The organism is Emcibacteraceae bacterium (assembly GCA_041396985.1).
Classification (GTDB): domain Bacteria; phylum Pseudomonadota; class Alphaproteobacteria; order Sphingomonadales; family Emcibacteraceae; genus Pseudemcibacter.
In genome coordinates, this window is the sequence record JAWKXO010000005.1 from 1 (window position 1) to 19,931 (window position 19,931).

Consider the following 19,931-nt stretch of genomic DNA (forward strand, 5'->3'; position numbering starts at 1 on the left):
TTATGGAACCAAAGAATGTAGTTTGTTTTTCTAAATGGGGATCAGGGTAGTGAAAAAACTGAACAGCACTTAAGAGAGATAACTCGAAATTTTTACGAAGGTGATTTTTGATTAAGGATTTTGGAAGGCCTAATATTTTACAGTTTAAATCTAAAATATATTCATCGTCTGCTTTACGGCATTTTTCACCGTTTGTACTTAATGGATTTTGCGAAATATAATAAGAAGGATTATAGTCTAGTATCTCGAGGGTTATTGTAAATATTTGATTTTTGTTAGATGACATTATGGTTTAAGTTAAATTTTGAAAGTAATATTTTGCATTGTTCTATTCTATAGTGGGCTTCCCAAATGTCCATATCAGTTGGGGCGCAAATTAATAAATCATAATAATTCCAATTTTTAAATTATTTTTATCTAAACTCTCGATCTTCTCCAACCAGCTGCTCTTGCTTCTTTTTCTGTGCAAAACCATTTTTCACCTTTTGAAGGATTAATTTGTGTCACAGAATAATATTCATCATCTGGCATATGATATATTTTTGCGCCGCTTGAACTGATATTGCCCTTTATATTACAACCAGTGGGTTTCTCATTACTTGAAATATATCGATTGATACCTCGCCAATTCCAAGGATATTCAAATTTGCCTATCCATATCCCTTTAGATGAAATATCAGCATCTTCCTCTTCATCAATATAATCACTAGAGTAGTCTTTATAAGCAACGGCAAGCCCATTACTAACCATAAGCGCATTCAAGTCTGTTTCACCATCCCTACAGACAGCAACAACTCGATTATATTGATCAATATCTTTTGGTTCACATCTTATGATTTTGTTTTCAATTATTGATGATAAATGTTCTGTTGCTTTTTTGCCACACTGCCATGAAATTGAATTTTCATCTAGACAGTCCTGATTGGCTTCGGGTGCATCAATACCAAATAGCCTAATTATTGTTTTATTGATTTTTATTGTGTCACCATCAATCACCTGTGCCCTTCCAGCAATAATATCTCCATTATCAAAAGATTGCTTTTCAGAAGTGTTAATCCAACCCGGCAAGTCTTCAGGCAATAACACTCCTAAAACAGAACCAATAACTACAGCAAATAACAAAGTACAAATCACAATGCTTTTTAACCGTCTTGGTTTTTTGAATTTTCTAATAATTGTCATAGACTGAGTATAAAAAGTTATTGTTTAGGATTTCTTAATGCAAAGTTTTGATGACCGCTTCTGACCGAATGCAGTCATTGAAATCATAATGAGAAAGTAAATATTTAACTGAGTTACTTCTTGGCACTATAGAAAAGACATGATGAAGCATAAATGAGGTAAATAAATTTGATCAGAAGCTACTACTAAAAATGATGTACACATATTATTAAAATTGATAAAACTTATTTTATAATAATAAAAGTCTAATAAACCAGAGGCTAAAGTGGTTGCATAGATATATTTCAAATTTTAATGCATCTAAGGCTGTTCATAGTTTTTCACTAAAAGAAGAGCATAGGGAATTTAGTAGTTATTTTTACAAGGTAAGCCAACCTTTTCCTGAACAACTCGAAAAATTGAAAAGCTTTTATAAAATCTGGCAAGCAAAGATAAATGCAAACTCACTCCCAAGTTGGTCAGATTTCGCATTTGAGGACTTTAAAGGGTGGCATTCAAATATGCGATTAATCAAATACTTAGAAAATCAAAATTATATAAGTAACGTTATGGTCGTGGGGGAGGAATTTAAACGCAGATGGGGGCCAAAATCATTATCTGAACGCATTCAATCCGGTCAAATTAATTCAAGGGTAATTATTTCAAGATTTGAAGAGTTTCTAAAATATATCAATAGCCATCATTATGTCATTCATGTTGGTACACATTCATCTGTGGGCATTAGTAATTTGCCCGTAATTGTGCTGGAATTGCCTTTATCAGAGAACGGTAAGGATGTTTCACATATAATATCTGCAATGATACCTCTCCAAGTACAACGTAGCTAGTAAAATACCTAAAGGGGATTAAAATGCACTGCGATTGGCAAAAAGTGGTTTGATTTCATCATCTTATTCTTATTGCCCAATGATATTAACCAATTTCAAATACGTCTTCTTCTATTCCATGATTTAATCTTATGATTAAAATCAATTGTTTATTTACAATCTGTAATTCTTTAGATGCTATTTTTGGAATTGGTATCCTGTAATCCAGACAAAATGCAATTAAGGCAGCGCCAATTTCGGCTTGATTATATGAAATAATGTTATCTTCAATTCCCAAATTCTTATCTATTTCACAAGTTATAGGCTTTTTTGATTTTTCATTAATTTCAAACCTAACTATATCGTTATGGTCAAAGTATTTTTTACGTCTTTTGGAAAATATAGAGAGAGCTTTTTTTACTTCCTGAGTAGTAAAATGAATATTCTTAACTTCTACTGGCATTGACTTACTCTTTTTTATTTTTATTTATTAGTTTCACATTTATTTGAATACAAACCTTGATTGAAATCAAGGATATTATTAGAATATCCTAATATGGCAGCAATGAGGCTATAAGACCATATTTTTTTTTGGAAGGTAATGAATGACAGTAGCTACTAAGTTATTAAAGTAGTTAAATAAATTATAATAGTTTTCATTTAATTAATGTTGATTTTTTAACTAAAATTAGTATGTTAGGCATTCCTTATAAAAAGCAATTTTTAATAAGGAAAATAGGCTAGGTTTCCCCCCCAAGGACCTGGCCTATTTCTTTTAAATCTCAACTTGTTTTGATTTAACTACAGATCATTTGATGCCAGAGATAAATTATTAAATTAACATTTGACTGTCCGCTTGGGTCGAAAACGGTCATTAAACTGAGTGTCTCTTAAGGACCAAAAGCGGACACTCGTTTGCCAAAATTAGAAGATGAGTAAAGCGTTCCATTTGACAATATAAATAAAATTCAGATAATCTATTTCATTAAGGGGGGGATCAAGAATGAAAAATAATCCTAAAATTTGCTACGTAGCTGGCCCAGGACAGGTGATTAAAGCACATCACTACTGGAAAAATGGCATGAAATATCCCAATGAATTTGCTCTTACATATTCTAGTCAAGTAGAGCAATATTGTTGTGATAAAGAGGTTAGGGTTCTGATTATTTCTCAAAACCCAAAACCAGATTATATTGAGGATGGAAATATTATTATTCAGAATATTGCGAAACCTTTTCATAATCCACGGGGAATACTTTATCTAGTAAATCAATTTCTTTATGGCATTAATTTAATGTTTCGAATTATTAAATTCAGATCTGACGTAGTATTGGTCAATTCTGGTTCAACCTTCTATTTTATGTTGGCATTTTTAAAACTATTTTCAATAAAAATTATTCCCGTTTATCACAACTTGTTATGGCCAAAGGGACATTACCCACAAAAGAGACTAGCTAAAATAATACTCTGGCTTGACGGGCAGCTACTTAAATATGGTACTCATGCTGTCATTGGGGTATCATTAGAATGCTCAAGACAGGTATCGCAGATTTCAAATGGCCAACCACCACCCTTCTACCTTCTAAAACCTCAATATTTGAAAGATGAATTTGAAGGGGTGTTACCACCTTCACCGCCTCAAAAAGGTACTTTCAACATAATATTTGTTGGTAGAATTATTGAAATTAAAGGTATTTTTAACATTATAAAAATTGCTAGCGAATTAGAGAAAAAGATGCCGGGTAGAATAAAATGGGATATTTGTGGCGATGGAAAAGATTTAGAGCAAATGAAGAAAATATCCTCACAATTGCGACTGGAGGGGATTATAAAATTTCATGGTTGGACAAATTCTTTTCACCAGAAAGAAATTTACAAGAATGCACATTTATCAATTGTTCCAACTAAAAATAATACTGCAGAAGGTCTTGCCAAAACCGCTATTGAAGCAGTTCTCTACAAACGTCCTGTTATTTTAAGTTCTGTTGTGCCTGCCTGTGAAGAAATTGGTGGTGCGGCAGTGATTGTAGAGGATAATGATATTTATTCATATGCCAAACAAATTGCCAATCTCGTTGAAGATGAAGGTTATTATAAAGAAAAAGTTAAAGCCTGTACCCGCTCTATGCATTCATACTGGGATGGAAAGTTCGGATATTATGCAGTTCTAAGCAAAATATTAGATGAAAAAAGTTGATAAGAAAACGTTTCAGGATATTTAAAATTATTTCCGTATTTCCAAATTTCAATGTCTGCTTTGGGTCAAAAGCAGCCTTTCAATAATGATAATTGCTAATTTCATAAGTCATTAATGAAAAATCTACTTTTTCAAAATATGAGCTCGATGGTATTTCATATATTCAGCCTGAGCTGTTGTGAAATTACCTACATTGGCTGCGGGGTTTATTCCCCAATCTGACATCAGTTTAATAATTTTTGGGTTGGAGCAAATAATATCCCCCTCGCTACTAAAGCTTATCCAACCATTATCAAATAACCTATCAACATGTGGTGATAATAAAAGGCCGTTGTTGCCATCAAGTCTTTCCGCATTTGAAGACTTTCTCCATGGTTTAATATGGCTGGCAATAAGGAAAGACTTGTCATCTACGCTTGTTACTCTGCATTTCGTTTCAATTTCTGACACACGCATTCTAAAAATGCCTTGTCCTCGGCGGGACTTAATAAGTTGCGCTTTTTCGGTTTCACTTATTGTTTGATTAAGTAAATTCTTTTCTACATTATCATTTTCTAATTCGCATCTATCATTCTCAATAGCAAAGTCTAATTTAGGATTTTTATTAGTAATTTCATTAAGAAGATAATCGCCTAGAACATCACTTATTTCTGCCAGATAGCATCCCTGGTTACCATTTCCATTTGATTGGATAGGGGAATATTTCATAGGCAGTAAAGGAACAATGTTTTTCAAATGATTTTTTGGTATAAGTGGCTTTAAAACAGTTTCCCATTTCACATCTACTAACCAACCCGTCTGGTTCCATTCTTCTCCTTTTGAACCAAATTCGGCAGGTTTATCGGCTATTTTATAATGATTTTCTACAAGTCCAATTGCTTTTATTTTTGAATGGGCATAAGAAAATATTACATCTCCAATCTGGACTTTTGTTAAATTAATATATGTTTGGTTCCTGGAGCCATTTCTATTTTCCTGTGGAGACCAAATATATCCACCTTCAAGCTCTTCTAAAATTGTTTGCCCGTGATTTACCCACCAATAAGCCATTCATAGCTCCCCATCTTTAATAACCCTGTCTATTATTGCATAATTTTGTATGGATTTTCATCAATTTTTCTTATTTTGGATACTGAATAAAAAATTATCTTCGTGTCGAATATAGAAAATCATATCAACTATAAACCTTTCTCAGCTCTCCCCACCGTGTCGTATATCTGGGACTGAGAAGGTTCCTTGCCATGAACCAGGTCTTGTTGGTGCCGGATATGGCGGGGCGGATGGTTTCACGGCCATGTATCTTGTTGATCCTATCAACGGTTTTCATGAGATGTGTTACCCTGTCTGACTGTCCGCCGCCAAAGAAGGATATTTGCCGTTCTGTGTCATAAACTAGCCCGGTGAGCATAACCCCTGCTTTCTGGTAATTATGTCTGGGCTTATAGATGGCCTCCAGTACCTGTAAGGCTGCTCTTATGATGGTGCCTGCATCATTACGGGCTTCCTGTAGAATTACGGCATGACTGGCTGAATAGCTTGTGTTCCTATCCCCATAAGGATCAGTGCGGATAAACACATGAACCCTGTAGGCATAGACCTTCTTGATACGGGCTTTCTCTGCGGCCCTGTTGGCATAAAAGGATACAGCTTCTATCATCTCCTGCTTGGCACTGACACGGTTCTTAAAGCCTCTGCTGACGATTATATTCTGGGGATGTGGCGGGGCTTCCTCCAAGGGAATGCAGCTTATGCCATTCAGCTCCCTAACTGTCCGCTCAGCCACCACGCTGAAACGCTTCCTGACCGCTCTGGGGGCCAATTGTGAAAGGTCATAGGCAGTATGAACCCCGAAGGCCTTTAGATGCTCTGTGAGCCGTCTGCCTATGCCCCAGACCTTATCAACGGCTATCTGTTTTAATATATCATAGTCCGGTGTTTCCATGACATAGGACCCACACTGGCCTTCAAATCTCTTGGCAACATGGTTAGCCAGCTTTGCCAGTGTCTTGGTCGGGGCAATGCCGACTGAAACGGGAATGCCGGTTAAGCGTTCCACATCATGCTTGATGAGCTTCCCACGCGCCTCCAGGTCATTAAATCCCTTTAAGGACAGAAAGGCTTCATCAATGCTGTAAACCTCAAGGTCAGGAGTATAATTCTCAAGGGCTTTCATGACCCGTTCCGACAGGTCGCCATAAAGGGCATAGTTGCTCGAGAAGACAGCAACACGCTTCCTCAGTAGATCATCTCTTACCTTAAAGAAGACATCCCCCATCTTATAGCCCAGTGCCTTGGCTTCATTGGAGAGGGCAATAAGACAGCCGTCATTATTGGATAGGACCACTACGGGCTTCCCTATAAGGTCAGGACGGAATACCCGTTCACAGGACGCATAGAAGCTGTTACAGTCCACCAGTGCAAACATGGCCTATAACTCGGTGATAGAGGAGGTAACAACACCCCAGACGGTAAACTCTTCAGTGATGGATTTAAAATGGGGATTGGCAGGGTCAAGCTGCGGAGGATCAGATTTAAGGTTTAACCGCTTCACGGTCATATCCCCGTCAACCATAGCCACAACCACCTTGCCATGTGTGGGCATGATACTGCGATCAACGATCAACAAATCCCCGTCATTAATGCCAACCCCAGTCATGCTTTCCCCTTCAACCCGAAACAGGAAGGTGGAGGACGGGCTTTTAATCAGCTTCTGGTTCAGGTCCAGCTTATCCTCAAGCCAGTCTTCAGCAGCACTGGGAAAGCCACAATGCACCTTACTGGGCGCAAGAGGAAGAGAAAGGGCAACACCCGAATGAACAGGGCCAATATAAGAGATAGTATCAAGCATCCCTCAATTAGAACAAAAAAAGAACAAATGTAAAGAAAATTTATATTAAAAGTGCAAATAAACATCGATTGGATGGGAAAGGACTAGCGACAAAATAAGCTACTTACTATAATCTTAAATAAATAAGGGTGCCCTAATTATTGTCAATTTGCAAATTATTGTTATTCCAATGCGTTCCTTAATGGTCAGATTAATTGGTAATTCCCTTTGGTCGTGGGCCTGCTGTTTCTGGCAGATTAAAGTAGCTATTTTTAGTGGATTGAAAAATAAATCTATGTAATGGTAAGGCAAGCTAGATATCGATTGGTGCAATTAATTTATGAACATTATAAAAGAGTTAGAAACAGATGTTGAACATATAGTCTGTTTGCAAAACAACCTTATAGTGCATGCAACTGGCGGAGTAGCCAATGATGAAGACTATATTTTGCTGCGAGGTTGGTTGATGGATAAAACTGATTTCAAAGCACACATTCCTAGCTATATTCGAACCAATAGAGATTTAGGTCAGTTCTGGCAATTTATTAAGCATAAATACAGTACCTACGCTGATCGACGAACATTCATTTACGACACATTCCAACCGCTTCTAGATTTTGTTGAGGGAAGAAACACAGCACCCGCTGATAAGTCTATTTCTGAAATGTTAAAAACGTTTAATGAAGATAGCGTTCATGCAGTGTGGGAAAAAGCTTTGGAACGACGGGCGAATGATGCTGAAGGTGCAATTACCGCTGCTCGCACATTGTTAGAAACGGTGTGCAAACATATTTTAGATGCATCAGATGTTGTATATAAGAAAGATATTGATTTGCCTGAGCTTTACAAAAAAGTAGCTACGCTGTTAAAACTTGCTGCTAGTCAACATACAGAAGGTGTATTTAAGCAAATTCTTGGAGGTTGTTCTGGTATCGTTGGCGGGTTAGGTAGTTTGCGAAACAAGATTGGGGATGCGCATGGACAGGGTAGTAAGCCAATTAAACCAGCCCCACGACATGCAGAGCTTGCGGTGAATTTAGCAGGTAGTATGGCACTATTTCTAGTGAGAACATGGCGGGAGCAAAATAATCAATATTAAGTGTAACTTACTGACAACAAAGTGAGACATGGTAAATTAAAAAGCAGTGATAGGTAGCTGGTTATAATATTAAGTATTGCGATACCGTGTAATATTGATTTTGGGGAAACATTTATGCACAGTTATTTAAGAACAACTGCACCTCTTGAAGATGAAGTAAAGATGCGAGGCGAGGGCATGATAAAACTTCGTTTGGGTCATTCACAGGTTGGCACCGTGATTATACCAGATGTGGTATTTATCAATGATGGTCGGAAAGTGCGGTACTTTAGTCCGTCTTTTTTCTCTGCATGTAATGTAGCTTTTGATATTGAAGAAGGAGTACATCTAGCAAGGTTAACAATTGATTTTGCTTCACCCCACGAGACTTCAGGGACGCGTGTTTTGGTTGTTATTTGTTCAACAGATCGTGTTCGGTGTTATGACGACGGTGCACAACTCTATAAATGTATAATAGAATGCGATCAGAATATTTCAGACTTCTCTGCGGGAGATGCAGTCGTTAGAGATGAGGATTTTTCATTGATACTTTTTCATCACTCAACACCAGACGCAATTAAAAGTATTACACGTAGCAAAGAACTGTGGTCCTCAGCATGGAACTTGCAAGGAACTAGACGACTAAAAAATATTGCCTATGTGTATTTCACAAGTCTATCCAAGATAGATGATATCAATGACTTGGAACGAATTGCCATGTCATCTCAAGGACAGATAACCTTGACTACAACTAGTCCGGATCAAGCAGAAGAAATTACAACGGTTAATGTTTACAGAGAGAGTACGGAAGGGCGTACAGCTAAGTTAAAAGTTCAGGTGGGAGTGGAACTATTATCTCCCCCACATTTACGCTTGCATATACCTCGAAGACCTAACACACCATACTACGAAATTGTTCAGCCAGAAGTGTTCAGAGTTGGACTATTGCCGAAAGCAAAATTGTCGCTCAAGAAAGTATTTTTCAATAAATATTTGGCAACTGTTGATAATAGACTTATGGCGGGTTTCGATAATATAATAATGGGGCATGCTTCGACTATTGAAGGATTAAAGGCCCCTTACGATGAAGAAAATACTGATTATTTAATGCATCTCGAACGCTTGAATTTGGAAAATGATTTATTTGATTTCTGGAAATCACATAAAAACACAGATCAAGTCAGTAATCGTAATCCAGAAAAACGAGAGTTGGACCCGTTGGAATAGAAATGAATTGTGGATAGATGATAAATTTTCTGGTTTACGACACTGAGACAACTGGAACCGCGACAGAGTTCGATCAGATACTCCAGGTTGCCGTGTTTGTCACAGATGACGAACTAAACGAAATTGAAGGCATAGATATACTGTGCCAGACACAGTCCCACGTGGTGGCAATTCCATTTGCTCTTCTGGTTACAAATGTTAGTTTAACACAGATTACAGACAAGACACTTCAAAATCACACAGGGAAATTACCACCCACATATTCGATAATGTTTTTTATCGCTATCAAGTAAGGTTTAATTTGTTTAAGAATAGGGAAAAATAAATCTTAGAGGGAAAAACGAGTAAATGGCGATTAAGAAGACTGAGTTATATGCTTCACTTTGGGCGAGTTGTGATGAGTTGCGGGGTGGTATGGATGCCTCACAATATAAAAATTATATCCTGACCCTGCTTTTTGTGAAGTATATTTCAGATAAATATAAGGGAAAATCTCGTCCTGTAATAGAAATCCCAGATGGTGCCTCATTCGATGATATGGTTGCCTTAAAAGGTAAATCCAATATTGGCGAACAAATGAATATTATCGTACGGGAACTTGCACAAGCCAATGATCGTGACTGGCTGGCGGGTGCAGATAACGATTTCGATAATGAAGACCGCCTTGGTAAAGGCAAGGCATTGGTCGATCGGCTATCCAACCTTGTGGGTATTTTTGAAAATCTTGATCTGGGAAGCAATCGTGCTGACGGGGATGATTTGCTTGGTGATGCCTATGAATATTTAATGCGCCATTTCGCAACAGAAAGCGGAAAAAGCAAAGGACAGTTTTATACACCCTCAGAGGTATCAATAATTCTATCAAAAGTACTTGGAATTAATAAATATACAAAACAGGATGAAACGGCATACGATCCAACTTGCGGTTCCGGCTCGTTACTTTTGAAGGTGAATGATGAAGCACCCAATGGTCTAAGCCTTTATGGGCAGGAAAAAGAACATGCCACCGCAGCCCTTGCTCGTATGAATATGGATATTCATGACAGTCCCTCTGCAGAAATTTGGCAGGATGACACGATATCAGAACCTCATTGGAAAAATCCTGATGGAAGCTTGCAAACATTTGATTATGCTGTTGCCAACCCACCTTTTTCCCTGAAGGCATGGAGTTCAGGGATAATAGTAAGCGAAGATAAATATAAACGCTTTGAATATGGTGAACCACCAGAAAAAAATGGTGATTACGCTTTCTTGCTGCATATTATTAAATCCTTAAAAAGCAAAGGTAAGGGCGCTGTGATCTTACCACATGGTGTATTGTTTCGTGGCAATGCAGAGGCAACCATTCGCCGAAATTTAGTTATACAGGGTTATATTAAGGGGATTATTGGCCTCCCCGCAAACCTCTTTTACGGTACAGGCATTCCCGCCTGTATTATCGTTATCGATAAGGAGCATACTGGCCTAGAAAACCCGATTTTTATGGTTGATGCCAGCAAAGGCTATATCAAGGACGGCAACAAAAACCGCCTTCGGTCACAAGACATTCACAAGATTGTTGATGTTTTTAACAAACAGATTGAAATTGATCGTTATTCAAGGTTGGTTCCGTATAATGAAATTGCAACCAAGAATGAATTTAACTTGAATATTCCCCGTTACATTGACAGCAGTGAACCAGAAGATATTCATGACCTTGACGCGCACCTGAATGGCGGTATCCCGCTTGCTGATATTAACGCGCTGCAAAATTATTGGGACGTTTTTCCAACCTTAAAAGACACCTTGTTCAGTGAAAATGATGAACGGGAAGGGTATGCCAAAGCACTGGTTGATGCCAAAGAGATCAAAACCACCATTTTGAACCATAAAGAGTTTACCAATTTCAAAGACAATGCCCTTGACTTGTTTGAAGGTTGGAAAGCTGCACATTTAAATGCGCTTGAAAATATAAAGGTCGGCGACAAGCCAAAAGAGCTGATTTTCGATCTTTCAGAAGATTTGCTTAATCGCTTTGCGGCTGCTGACCTGCTTTCCAAATATGACATCTATCAAATCCTGATGGATTACTGGCGTGATGTTATGCAGGATGATGTCTTTATGATTAGTCAAGATGGATGGTCCGCCGTCAATGTTGTACGTGAAATCATCCCGGTGAAAGATAAAAATGGTAATAATGTTTATAAGGAAGAGGCGGATTTTGAATTCAGCACCGCCAAGACAAAACGCAAGTATAAAAGCGATATCCTACCGCCGAAGTTGGTAATTCAGAAATATTTTCTTAGAGAGCAAACTAACATTAATAGCGTACAGTCTGACCTTGATAACGCTACGCAAGCGTTAGAGAGCTATATTGAAGCAAACAGCGGCGAAGATGGCGTGCTGGAAGACGCCAAAACCGATAAGGGATCGGTAACAAATGCAAGTATCAAAACACGGTTGAAAGAAGTATCTGACGCTGAAGAAATAGCCATACTGAAAAAATGCGCTGAACTCATCAGTGATGAAGCAACAACCAAGAAATACAAGAAGCATCTGGAGGATGAACTTAACGAAAAAGTCTTTAATAAAATTCCAACCATTCCTTTGGATGAAATTAAGCAACTTGTCATCCATGATAAATGGCTGGCAAGCATTGAAACATGCATTACGGATGAGATTGAGCGAATGACACAGCAACTGACGAACCGTGTAAAGCAATTAGAAGAACGCTATGCCAAAACTCTGCAAAGTCTCAATAAAGATGTGATTGATTATACGAAACTTGTTGAAAAGCAGCTGCAAAAGATGGGACTTTCATGGTGAGGGCTGGATTTACACAAACCGAATTTGATGAAATCCCTAAGGATTGGACAAAAATAAGTATTGGGAGTGATGCTAGTTTAAATGCTCGTATTGGTTGGCAGGCTCTTACTACAAATGAATATGAAACTTCTGGTGATTACTATTTGGTAACCGGAACAGATTTCATTGGTGGACGTGTAAACTGGGATACTTGTCACTTTATAAGCAAATGGCGATATTCACAGGATAAGAAAATTCAGCTTAAAAATGGTGATGTACTAATCACTAAAGACGGAACGATTGGCAAAGCGGGATATGTTGAAGACCTCTATTTACCTGCTACACTCAACAGCGGGGTTTTTGTAATTCGTCCCCTTGAAAATAAATTTGTACCCTTATTTCTTTACTATACATTGACCTCAAGAGTTTTTGATGAATTTCTAAATCGAATAACCGCAGGTTCAACCATTACACATTTGTATCAAAAAGATTTTGTGAATTTTGAATTTTATGCACCTGAGGTTAAGGAACAAGAGGAAATAGCTGAAGCATTATCAGATGTGGATGGGTTGATTAGTGCGTTGGAAAAGCAGATCGCGAAAAAGAAGGATATCAAAGCCGCTGCTATGCAGCAGTTGCTAACTGGTAAAAAACGCTTGCCCGGATTTGGTGGGGGTAATGGATACAAACAAACTGAATTCGGCCTTATTCCAGAAGATTGGGAAATATTTGATCTAGCTGATGTGATGCAGAGTGGTTTAAATTCAATCAAGATAGGACCTTTTGGGAGTGCGTTAAAAGCGGAATTTTTAACGAAAACAGGATATAAGGTGTATGGTCAAGAAAACGTATTTGAAAGTAACATGGAACTCGGATCAAGGTACATTTGTGACGAGCGGTATCAAAAGTTGAAAAGTTGTAAGTTAGAATGTGGCGATTTTTTGATATCCATGATGGGGACAATAGGTAAAACGTTTATTGTTCCACATAATTTTGATCCCGGTATAATGGATAGTCACCTGATAAGGTTGAAAATAAATTCGACAAAACTTTGTCCAAATTTGCTTACTTATTTGTTTAAATCACCAATTATTTTTAAGCAGATAGATCAACTATCAGTAGGTGGGATCATGGATGGTTTGAGTTCAAAAATTATCAAATCACTATTACTCCCATTACCACGTATAGAGGAACAAAGAGCTATAGCCGAAATATTTATGAGTATGGACGACGAACTAAAATCTCTCATTGCAAGGCTCACAAAAACAAAAATGATCAAGCAAGGCATGATGCAGGAGTTGTTAACGGGGAAAACGCGGCTAATATGATTTTAAGGGGGAATAAATGCCGAAAATAGGACAAATTGAACGGGCAACGCAGAACCGTGTTGTTAAACTGTTTAAACGTGACCTTGGTTATGACTATCTGGGGGATTGGCAAGACCGCTACGGCAACAGCAATATTGAAAAAGAATTGCTTGCAACGTGGTTATTATCCCAAGGGTATAATGATGTTCTTATAAAACGTGCCATCGCCAAACTGGAACAGGCGGCGGCCCTTGGAGGCGGTAAAAAGCTCTATGATGCCAATAAGGATGTTTATAGCCTTCTGCGGTATGGTGCCAAGGTAAAGGATGGTGCGGGTGATCAAAATCAACCCGTCTATCTTATCAACTGGAAGGAGCCACTTAAAAACCATTTTGCCATCGCCGAAGAAGTATCCATTCAAGGCGAGAATAAAAAGCGCCCCGATGTGGTTTTATATGTGAATGGTATTGCTGTTGGCGTGATCGAGTTAAAAAGATCCTGTGTATCCGTATCAGAAGGCATTCACCAAAACCTTGATAATCAGAAAAAGACCTTTATTCGTGATTTTTTTACCACCATGCAACTTGTGATGGCGGGGAATGATAGCGAAGGCATGCGCTACGGCACCATTGAAACCCCGGAAAAACATTATTACCAGTGGAAAGAGGACGTTTCCAATCCCTTTTCAGAGCTGTTGGATTTTCATATAAGTCGCATGTGCAGCAAAGAACGGCTTATAGAGATTATTCACGATTTTATCGTTTTTGATGCGGGCACCAAGAAAACATGTCGCCATAACCAGTATTTTGGTGTTAACGCCGCGCAAAAGCATGTGAAAGACCACGAGAACGGCATTATCTGGCATACACAAGGGTCAGGTAAAAGCCTGACGATGGTGTGGCTTGCCAAATGGATACGCGAAAATGTGGATGATGCACGTGTTTTGGTGATTACCGACCGCACAGAGTTGGATGACCAGATTGAAAAAGTTTTTTACGGGGTGGATGAGAAAATCCACCGCACCAAAAGCGGTGCCGACCTTATCGCGACACTCAATAACACTATCCCGTGGCTTATATGCTCACTTGTGCATAAGTTTGGCACACCTTCAGAAGATTATGATGCAACAGAAGATTTTATAGAGGACCTTAAAAAAAACCTGCCGACCGATTTTAAAGCCAAAGGTAATTTGTTCGTCTTTGTCGATGAATGTCACCGCACACAGTCCGGCAAATTGCATGAAGCAATGAAAGCCATTTTGCCGGACGCGATGTTTATTGGCTTTACGGGTACGCCGCTGCTGGTTGAGGATAAGAAAAAAAGCTTTGAAGTTTTTGGAAGACCTATCCACACATACAAATTTGACGAGGCGGTTGCGGATGGTGTGATCCTTGATTTACGTTATGAAGCACGGGATATTGATCAATATGTAAAATCACAGTCAAAGGTCGATCAATGGTTTGATATTAAGACCAGTGGGTTATCAGATGCAGCACGGGCACGTCTAAAGCTACGTTGGGGGACAATGAAAAAGGTTTTGTCCAGCCAAAGCAGATTGGAACAAATTGTTGCTGATATTTTATTGGATATGGAAACCAGACCACGTCTTATGGATGGGCGGGGTAATGCCATGCTTGTTTGCTCCAGCATTTATCAGGCGTGTAAGGTGTATGAATTATTTAGCAAAACCGACCTAAACGGAAAATGCGCCATTGTCACCAGTTACCAGCCTTCGGACGCAGATATAAAGGGCGAAGAAACAGGAGCCGGAAAAACAGAAAAAATAAGACAGTATGATATCTATAAAAAGATGTTGGCTGATTACTTTGAAGAAAGCGAAGCTGACGCAATTCACAAAGCCGAAGAGTTTGAAAAGCAGGTAAAGAAGAAGTTTGTTGAGGAACCTGGCCAAATGCGGCTTTTGATCGTGGTTGATAAGCTTTTAACGGGCTTCGACGCACCGTCGGCAACTTATCTTTATATTGATAAGTCCATGCGGGATCATGGTTTATTTCAAGCGATTTGCCGGGTGAATAGACTGGACGGCGATGATAAAGAATATGGCTATATCATCGATTATAAAGATCTGTTTAATTATATCGAAGGGGCAATTTCAGATTATACATCGGGTGCTTTTGATAAGTTTGCAGCGTCAGACATTAAAGGACTGCTAACAGACCGCATTGATAAGGCACGGGAAAAACTGGAAGCGAGTAGGGAAACGATTAAAGCGGTGTGTGAGCCGGTAATGGAGCCGCGCAATCAAGAAGATTACATTCGATATTTTTGCGGTGATGTAACGCAAAAAGAAGACCTTGGTGAAAATGAACCAAAACGCATTGCACTTTATAAAGCTGCGGCCTCTTTTGTTCGTGCCTATGCAAATCTTGCTAATGAAATGCATTTAGCCGGTTATAGTGATGATGAAAGCAAAACCATTAAAGGTGAGGTTGAACATTACCACAAGGTTAGCGAGGAAATTAAACTTGCCAGTGGTGATTATGTCGATATGAAACTGTACGAGCCCGCCATGAGGCACCTGCTTGACGCTTATATTCGTGCAGAAGACAGTGAAATAATTGCTGACTTTGATGATATGGGATTAATTGATCTCATTATCAATAGAGGGGACGAAGGGATACAATCAGTACAAAGTTCGATGAATTTTAGCGAAGGATCAATGGCCGAAACCATTGAGAACAATATGCGCCGTACAATTATTGATGCCCAATCTGTTAATCCAAAATATTATGAAAAAATGTCTGAAGTACTAGATGCGTTGATTGAAGAGCGAAGACAACAGGCGATTGATTATCAAGCCTATTTGGAAAAGGTAAAAGAGCTTGCATTGAAGGTGACTAATCCTGGAGGAGTTAATCCTGATGAACACCCTGACGCTATTGATACTCCCGGCAAAAAAGCCATTTATGATAATTTCGGACAAGACGAAGCATTGACTGTGGCGATTGATGCCGCGGTTCGGGTTACGAAGAAAGCGAATTGGGTCGGAAATATTACCAAAGAACGTGAAGTGGCCGGTGCAATATATGAGGTCGTTAAAGATGAGAAACTTGTTGATCCAATCCTTGAGTTAGTGAAGAACCAACATGAATACCAATAATTATACTATCAATGTATCTGATACACCTGTTGAAGTAATACGTAAAAGTGTGAAGAATTTGCACCTCAGTGTATATCCGCCAAATGGGCATGTTCGCATCACTGTGCCAGAACGCATGGAAGATGAAAATATACGGCTTGCTGTGATTTCAAGACTTGAATGGATACGGGAGAAACAATCCGAATTTAAGGCACAACCAAGACAAACTGAACGCCAATATATTTCAGGCGAGAGCCACTATTTTGAAGGTAAACGTTATTTACTGAATGTCATAGAACGTAAAGGTAAAGAAAAAGTAGAATTAACCAATAATGCTAAGCTTATTCTTTATATTAAACCAAATACAACACGAGATTGGAGAGCAGCAATATTCAATGAATGGTATCGCGTTCACCTGAAAAATAAATTGTCCCAACTTTTGCTGAAGTGGCAAGCCAAAGTTGGCAAGAAGCCAAATCATATACAAATTAAACGTATGAAGACCAGGTGGGGCAGCTGTAATACTCAAACCGGACGTATTCTAATTAACCTAGAACTGGCTAAGAAGCCGCCTGAGTGCTTGGAATATATTCTTGTGCATGAACTTGTCCATTTACACGAACGGCATCACAATGAGGCTTTTATTCGGCATATGAATAGATGTATGCCAAAATGGAAATTCTATCGAGATACACTTAAAAGTGAACCTTTAGCACATGAGGATTGGGACTATTAATGTGTCCAATAAAATTAGGTTTTATTGAAGGGGATACATGTTTTGCTATCTACGCCAAATTAAACATTACTAAATAGCACTACCAGCTTTGTATCCACTTTTGAAATTTACTCAAAATCTTCTCTCTAGAATAGTAAAGTTGTTAGAAATCAATAAAGGGGTTGTGCTGAGCCCTACAGCTCAGCATCCAATCTTTTATATCCGGCTGTTTCATAATCCTTGGCACACTTTTCAGCTGCTGACCAAGGGTCAAGATCGTTCCAAGGATCGCCCTTACACTCTGCGGTTTGTTTTGTTTCCGGATGTTGTAATACTATAATTGATTTGCGGCCATTGGCACATCCGGCTGTGGTCGCAATCAATAACAAAGATACTAATACTTTTTTCATAAAGTCTCCCTAATTTAATCTGTTAGCCATCTCAGTGGCTGTAGCATTGTAGTAAGTCATTAATGATCTTGGGTCTGTATGCCCCACCATTCTAGCAAGGTCGAGCATATCTAATTTTCTTGCAAGCCTGGTAATCGCTTCATGGCGGGTATCGTGAAATGTGAAATCATTCACTCCGGCCATCGTTACTGCATGGCGGAAAATTGTGCCACAAGAATATTGGGGGAAGGGGAAGGGCTTCCGGTCCTGATCCAGCTTTTTAAATAATTCGATGGCCCGTTCCGTCAATGGCACATCTCTGGCCTTTCCATTTTTTGTTTTAGGCAGATGAACATATTTCTGGTCAAGGTGAATATGGCTCCAATCCAATCCCCAGATTTCACCTTGGCGCATGGCTGTCTCAATAGCAAGCAGGAAAGCCACAGCGATGTAATCACGCTGAGAGGTCACTGGTTGATCTTCCTCATAATGTAAAGCTGATAGGATCGCATTGATTTCGTCCTGACTACATCGGCGAACACGCGCCGGATCAGCCCTAGGTCTGGTTGTGTCTTTCAATGGATTGTTATCAATCCAATTCCATACCTTACGGCATCGTTCTAGCACAGGATTAAGAGCAGAAATTTCACGAAGCACTGAGTTAGGTTTCACTTCGATCAGTCTGGCATCTATCCAATCCTGAAGTGTTTGTGTTGTTAGGTTTGATAATAGCTTTTCAGCAAAAGGATGTCGGGCTATTTTTTTTAGTAGTAATACCTCTTTGTCTTTTGAGGCCACTTCATCTGCATATCTGATTAAAGCATCTTTTAATGTTTTTCCTGTGACAGTTTCTGCTTTACCCCCTAAAATTTTTGCCTCTTCCAGTGATGCCCAGACCATTAATTCACGTTTATTGTCTAATGATTTGGATTTTCTCACACCTTTCATCTTCACTTCGGCATACCATTTGCCGGACTTTAATCTTCTGAAAGTTGCCATATACCCATTCCATTTTATTAAATATACGTCCGTTTATACGTCCAATGTACGTCTTTTTGTACGGAAAATAACGGAAAATAACAAGAATAAATTTTTTGATAAATACAGGCGTGAAGCCTAAATTGTTGATTTTATTGGGTTTTTGTGGAAAAAATAATTTCTGGAAAATTAGTAGTGGCTCCCCGAGCAGGACTCGAACCTGCGACAAATAGATTAACAGTCTACTGCTCTACCAACTGAGCTATCGGGGATCATCAATCACTTTCGGGCGTGATGACGCCGTTTTGGTTGGCATGTTATACAGCCCCTTATTTCGCTTGCCAACAGAAAAATTCACTTTTTTTAGACATAGATGAAATTAGATTTATTTTTTAGATATTTTTTACATTCTGGGCCTATAGTTGTAATCGGTTTGAGGGATTTGGGCCAGATTTTTGAATGATAACAGCTATTTCTAATGTGTATGGATTTTTTAAAGTAGAATTATGTTAAAAAAGATAAAAAGTTTTTTTGAAGTTAAACCAAAAGAGCAAAAACGTGTCCGCAAGTCTTTTGCCAGGGTTGAAGAGGTGAAAAATACGGAGCCGGGCGATCAGGAAATCACAAAAGATGACATCCGGCGCGGAAAAGAGCTTTTTTGGGGCAGGTACCCGCATTATCCGGAAATGAGCACGGTTTACCGCAAACTGTTTCAGAAATTTGAAATTGATAACAGCAAAAGAATTAAAGTTTACGACTCTCTTTGCGGTTCAGACATGTGTCATATTGCCTCTGGCAGTGGCCCGATGGTTGATTATTTTTGTGATAATGATCATGCACCATTGGTGGTGCAGCAGATAAAGAAACTTGGTCTATCAGATAAAATTGACCGGCTTGTGAGTTATGAAATGGGCAAAATATATTTTGCTCATGTCTTTTCGTTTTATCCCAAACTTGATCATGAAGATGCCATTGACTGGCAGAGGCTTGATGATTGTACGGTGCCGTCCGGCTATGTGTTTCTGCCAAAACTGGTCACCAACCCCAAAGACCAGAAAAAGAAACCGTCAAAGAAGCTGGCGGATAATATTGCCTTTTATTTTTATATTGAACTTGATCATACCATGCACTGGATTTCTGTTTTAAACCGGAAAATAGAAATATTGCAGAAAGAAACACCGCCGGGCCTTGAAACGGCCAATCAGAATGTCATAAAAATTTTCCGTGGCGAGGTGAGCAAATGGGCATCGCTCTTAAAACAGTTAAAATCAGACGAAATCAGGATCGTCACCAATATTTATAAGCATGATGATGAATAGGGGGCTGAACATCGTTTTCTAA

17 protein-coding genes and 1 tRNA gene are annotated in these 19,931 nt (G+C 38.8%); 9 read left to right on the plus strand and 9 right to left on the minus strand.

Translation table 11 applies throughout. The features are described from left to right. Together R3D86_12755 and R3D86_12760 are read right to left on the minus strand one after the other, a co-directional pair. Positions 1–286: hypothetical protein (locus R3D86_12755; GenBank protein ID MEZ5759083.1), on the minus strand; the 286-nt coding region annotated here is incomplete at its 3' end. Between the two features lie 131 nt (positions 287–417). After that, positions 418–1,182 carry a thermonuclease family protein gene (locus tag R3D86_12760; GenBank protein MEZ5759084.1) on the minus strand — a complete coding sequence of 255 codons (765 nt, stop codon included), beginning with the start codon at positions 1,180–1,182 and terminating at the stop codon, positions 418–420. A 269-nt stretch (positions 1,183–1,451) separates the two neighbouring features. On the opposite strand from R3D86_12760, the gene R3D86_12765 reads away from it, so the two are divergent. Then, entirely contained in the window at positions 1,452–2,009 is a 558-nt protein-coding gene (locus R3D86_12765; GenBank protein MEZ5759085.1) for a hypothetical protein, read from the plus strand. A gap of 85 nt (positions 2,010–2,094) precedes the next feature. Here the strand turns inward: R3D86_12765 and R3D86_12770 are convergent, their stop codons facing one another. After that, positions 2,095–2,451 carry a hypothetical protein gene (locus tag R3D86_12770; GenBank protein MEZ5759086.1) on the minus strand — a complete coding sequence of 119 codons (357 nt, stop codon included), beginning with the start codon at positions 2,449–2,451 and terminating at the stop codon, positions 2,095–2,097. A gap of 540 nt (positions 2,452–2,991) precedes the next feature. Here R3D86_12770 and R3D86_12775 point away from each other — a divergent pair. Next, complete coding sequence (locus R3D86_12775; GenBank protein MEZ5759087.1) at positions 2,992–4,185, plus strand: glycosyltransferase; 1,194 nt, start codon at positions 2,992–2,994, stop codon at positions 4,183–4,185. Positions 4,186–4,308: 123 nt separating this feature from the next. Here the strand turns inward: R3D86_12775 and R3D86_12780 are convergent, their stop codons facing one another. The 3 genes from R3D86_12780 to umuD form a co-directional block, all read right to left on the minus strand. Next, positions 4,309–5,235, minus strand: a complete 927-nt coding sequence (locus R3D86_12780; protein MEZ5759088.1) for an HNH endonuclease signature motif containing protein — start codon at positions 5,233–5,235, stop codon at positions 4,309–4,311. A 124-nt stretch (positions 5,236–5,359) separates the two neighbouring features. After that, positions 5,360–6,610: a Y-family DNA polymerase gene (locus R3D86_12785; protein ID MEZ5759089.1), complete on the minus strand. Its 1,251-nt coding sequence runs from the start codon at positions 6,608–6,610 to the stop codon at positions 5,360–5,362. A 3-nt stretch (positions 6,611–6,613) separates the two neighbouring features. Further along, on the minus strand, positions 6,614–7,033 hold the full coding sequence (umuD, locus tag R3D86_12790; GenBank protein MEZ5759090.1) for a translesion error-prone DNA polymerase V autoproteolytic subunit: 420 nt from the start codon (positions 7,031–7,033) through the stop codon (positions 6,614–6,616). Between the two features lie 319 nt (positions 7,034–7,352). Between umuD and R3D86_12795 the strand changes: the two genes are divergently transcribed. From R3D86_12795 to R3D86_12820, 6 genes are all read left to right on the plus strand, one after another. Then, positions 7,353–8,111: an abortive infection family protein gene (locus tag R3D86_12795; GenBank protein MEZ5759091.1), complete on the plus strand. Its 759-nt coding sequence runs from the start codon at positions 7,353–7,355 to the stop codon at positions 8,109–8,111. A gap of 114 nt (positions 8,112–8,225) precedes the next feature. Beyond that, the gene (locus tag R3D86_12800) at positions 8,226–9,317 is read left to right on the plus strand and encodes a hypothetical protein (GenBank protein MEZ5759092.1); all 1,092 of its coding nucleotides are present in this window, start codon (positions 8,226–8,228) and stop codon (positions 9,315–9,317) included. 348 nt (positions 9,318–9,665) lie between these two features. Next, complete coding sequence (locus R3D86_12805; protein ID MEZ5759093.1) at positions 9,666–12,122, plus strand: class I SAM-dependent DNA methyltransferase; 2,457 nt, start codon at positions 9,666–9,668, stop codon at positions 12,120–12,122. After that, entirely contained in the window at positions 12,116–13,429 is a 1,314-nt protein-coding gene (locus tag R3D86_12810) for a restriction endonuclease subunit S (protein ID MEZ5759094.1), read from the plus strand. Before R3D86_12805 ends, R3D86_12810 begins: the two co-directional genes overlap by 7 nt. 16 nt (positions 13,430–13,445) lie before the next feature. Continuing rightward, a complete protein-coding gene (locus tag R3D86_12815; protein ID MEZ5759095.1) occupies positions 13,446–16,529 on the plus strand; it encodes a type I restriction endonuclease subunit R in 3,084 nt (1,027 codons plus the stop codon). Then, positions 16,516–17,244, plus strand: coding sequence for a SprT family zinc-dependent metalloprotease (locus R3D86_12820; protein MEZ5759096.1), 729 nt, complete (start codon positions 16,516–16,518; stop codon positions 17,242–17,244). Before R3D86_12815 ends, R3D86_12820 begins: the two co-directional genes overlap by 14 nt. Before the next feature lie 173 nt (positions 17,245–17,417). On the opposite strand, the gene R3D86_12825 is transcribed toward R3D86_12820, so the two are convergent. The 3 genes from R3D86_12825 to R3D86_12835 form a co-directional block, all read right to left on the minus strand. Then, positions 17,418–17,633: a hypothetical protein gene (locus tag R3D86_12825; GenBank protein MEZ5759097.1), complete on the minus strand. Its 216-nt coding sequence runs from the start codon at positions 17,631–17,633 to the stop codon at positions 17,418–17,420. A 9-nt stretch (positions 17,634–17,642) separates the two neighbouring features. Then, entirely contained in the window at positions 17,643–18,611 is a 969-nt protein-coding gene (locus tag R3D86_12830) for a site-specific integrase (protein MEZ5759098.1), read from the minus strand. 175 nt (positions 18,612–18,786) lie between these two features. Next, a tRNA-Asn gene (locus tag R3D86_12835) sits at positions 18,787–18,862 on the minus strand. 234 nt (positions 18,863–19,096) lie between these two features. Between R3D86_12835 and R3D86_12840 the strand changes: the two genes are divergently transcribed. Then, positions 19,097–19,909, plus strand: a complete 813-nt coding sequence (locus R3D86_12840; protein MEZ5759099.1) for a hypothetical protein — start codon at positions 19,097–19,099, stop codon at positions 19,907–19,909. Positions 19,910–19,931: the final 22 nt, after the last annotated feature.

What these genes read in the sequence shown, in the direction of transcription:
- R3D86_12760 (MEZ5759084.1), bottom strand. Translation starts at nt 1,182, where the DNA reads ATGACAATTATTAGAAAATTCAAAAAACCAAGACGGTTAAAAAGCATT.
- R3D86_12770 (MEZ5759086.1), bottom strand. Translation starts at nt 2,451, where the DNA reads ATGCCAGTAGAAGTTAAGAATATTCATTTTACTACTCAGGAAGTAAAA.
- R3D86_12775 (MEZ5759087.1), top strand. Translation starts at nt 2,992, where the DNA reads ATGAAAAATAATCCTAAAATTTGCTACGTAGCTGGCCCAGGACAGGTG.
- R3D86_12780 (MEZ5759088.1), bottom strand. Translation starts at nt 5,235, where the DNA reads ATGGCTTATTGGTGGGTAAATCACGGGCAAACAATTTTAGAAGAGCTT.
- R3D86_12785 (MEZ5759089.1), bottom strand. Translation starts at nt 6,610, where the DNA reads ATGTTTGCACTGGTGGACTGTAACAGCTTCTATGCGTCCTGTGAACGG.
- umuD (MEZ5759090.1), bottom strand. Translation starts at nt 7,033, where the DNA reads ATGCTTGATACTATCTCTTATATTGGCCCTGTTCATTCGGGTGTTGCC.
- R3D86_12795 (MEZ5759091.1), top strand. Translation starts at nt 7,353, where the DNA reads ATGAACATTATAAAAGAGTTAGAAACAGATGTTGAACATATAGTCTGT.
- R3D86_12800 (MEZ5759092.1), top strand. Translation starts at nt 8,226, where the DNA reads ATGCACAGTTATTTAAGAACAACTGCACCTCTTGAAGATGAAGTAAAG.
- R3D86_12805 (MEZ5759093.1), top strand. Translation starts at nt 9,666, where the DNA reads ATGGCGATTAAGAAGACTGAGTTATATGCTTCACTTTGGGCGAGTTGT.
- R3D86_12810 (MEZ5759094.1), top strand. Translation starts at nt 12,116, where the DNA reads ATGGTGAGGGCTGGATTTACACAAACCGAATTTGATGAAATCCCTAAG.
- R3D86_12815 (MEZ5759095.1), top strand. Translation starts at nt 13,446, where the DNA reads ATGCCGAAAATAGGACAAATTGAACGGGCAACGCAGAACCGTGTTGTT.
- R3D86_12820 (MEZ5759096.1), top strand. Translation starts at nt 16,516, where the DNA reads ATGAATACCAATAATTATACTATCAATGTATCTGATACACCTGTTGAA.
- R3D86_12825 (MEZ5759097.1), bottom strand. Translation starts at nt 17,633, where the DNA reads ATGAAAAAAGTATTAGTATCTTTGTTATTGATTGCGACCACAGCCGGA.
- R3D86_12830 (MEZ5759098.1), bottom strand. Translation starts at nt 18,611, where the DNA reads ATGGCAACTTTCAGAAGATTAAAGTCCGGCAAATGGTATGCCGAAGTG.
- R3D86_12840 (MEZ5759099.1), top strand. Translation starts at nt 19,097, where the DNA reads ATGTTAAAAAAGATAAAAAGTTTTTTTGAAGTTAAACCAAAAGAGCAA.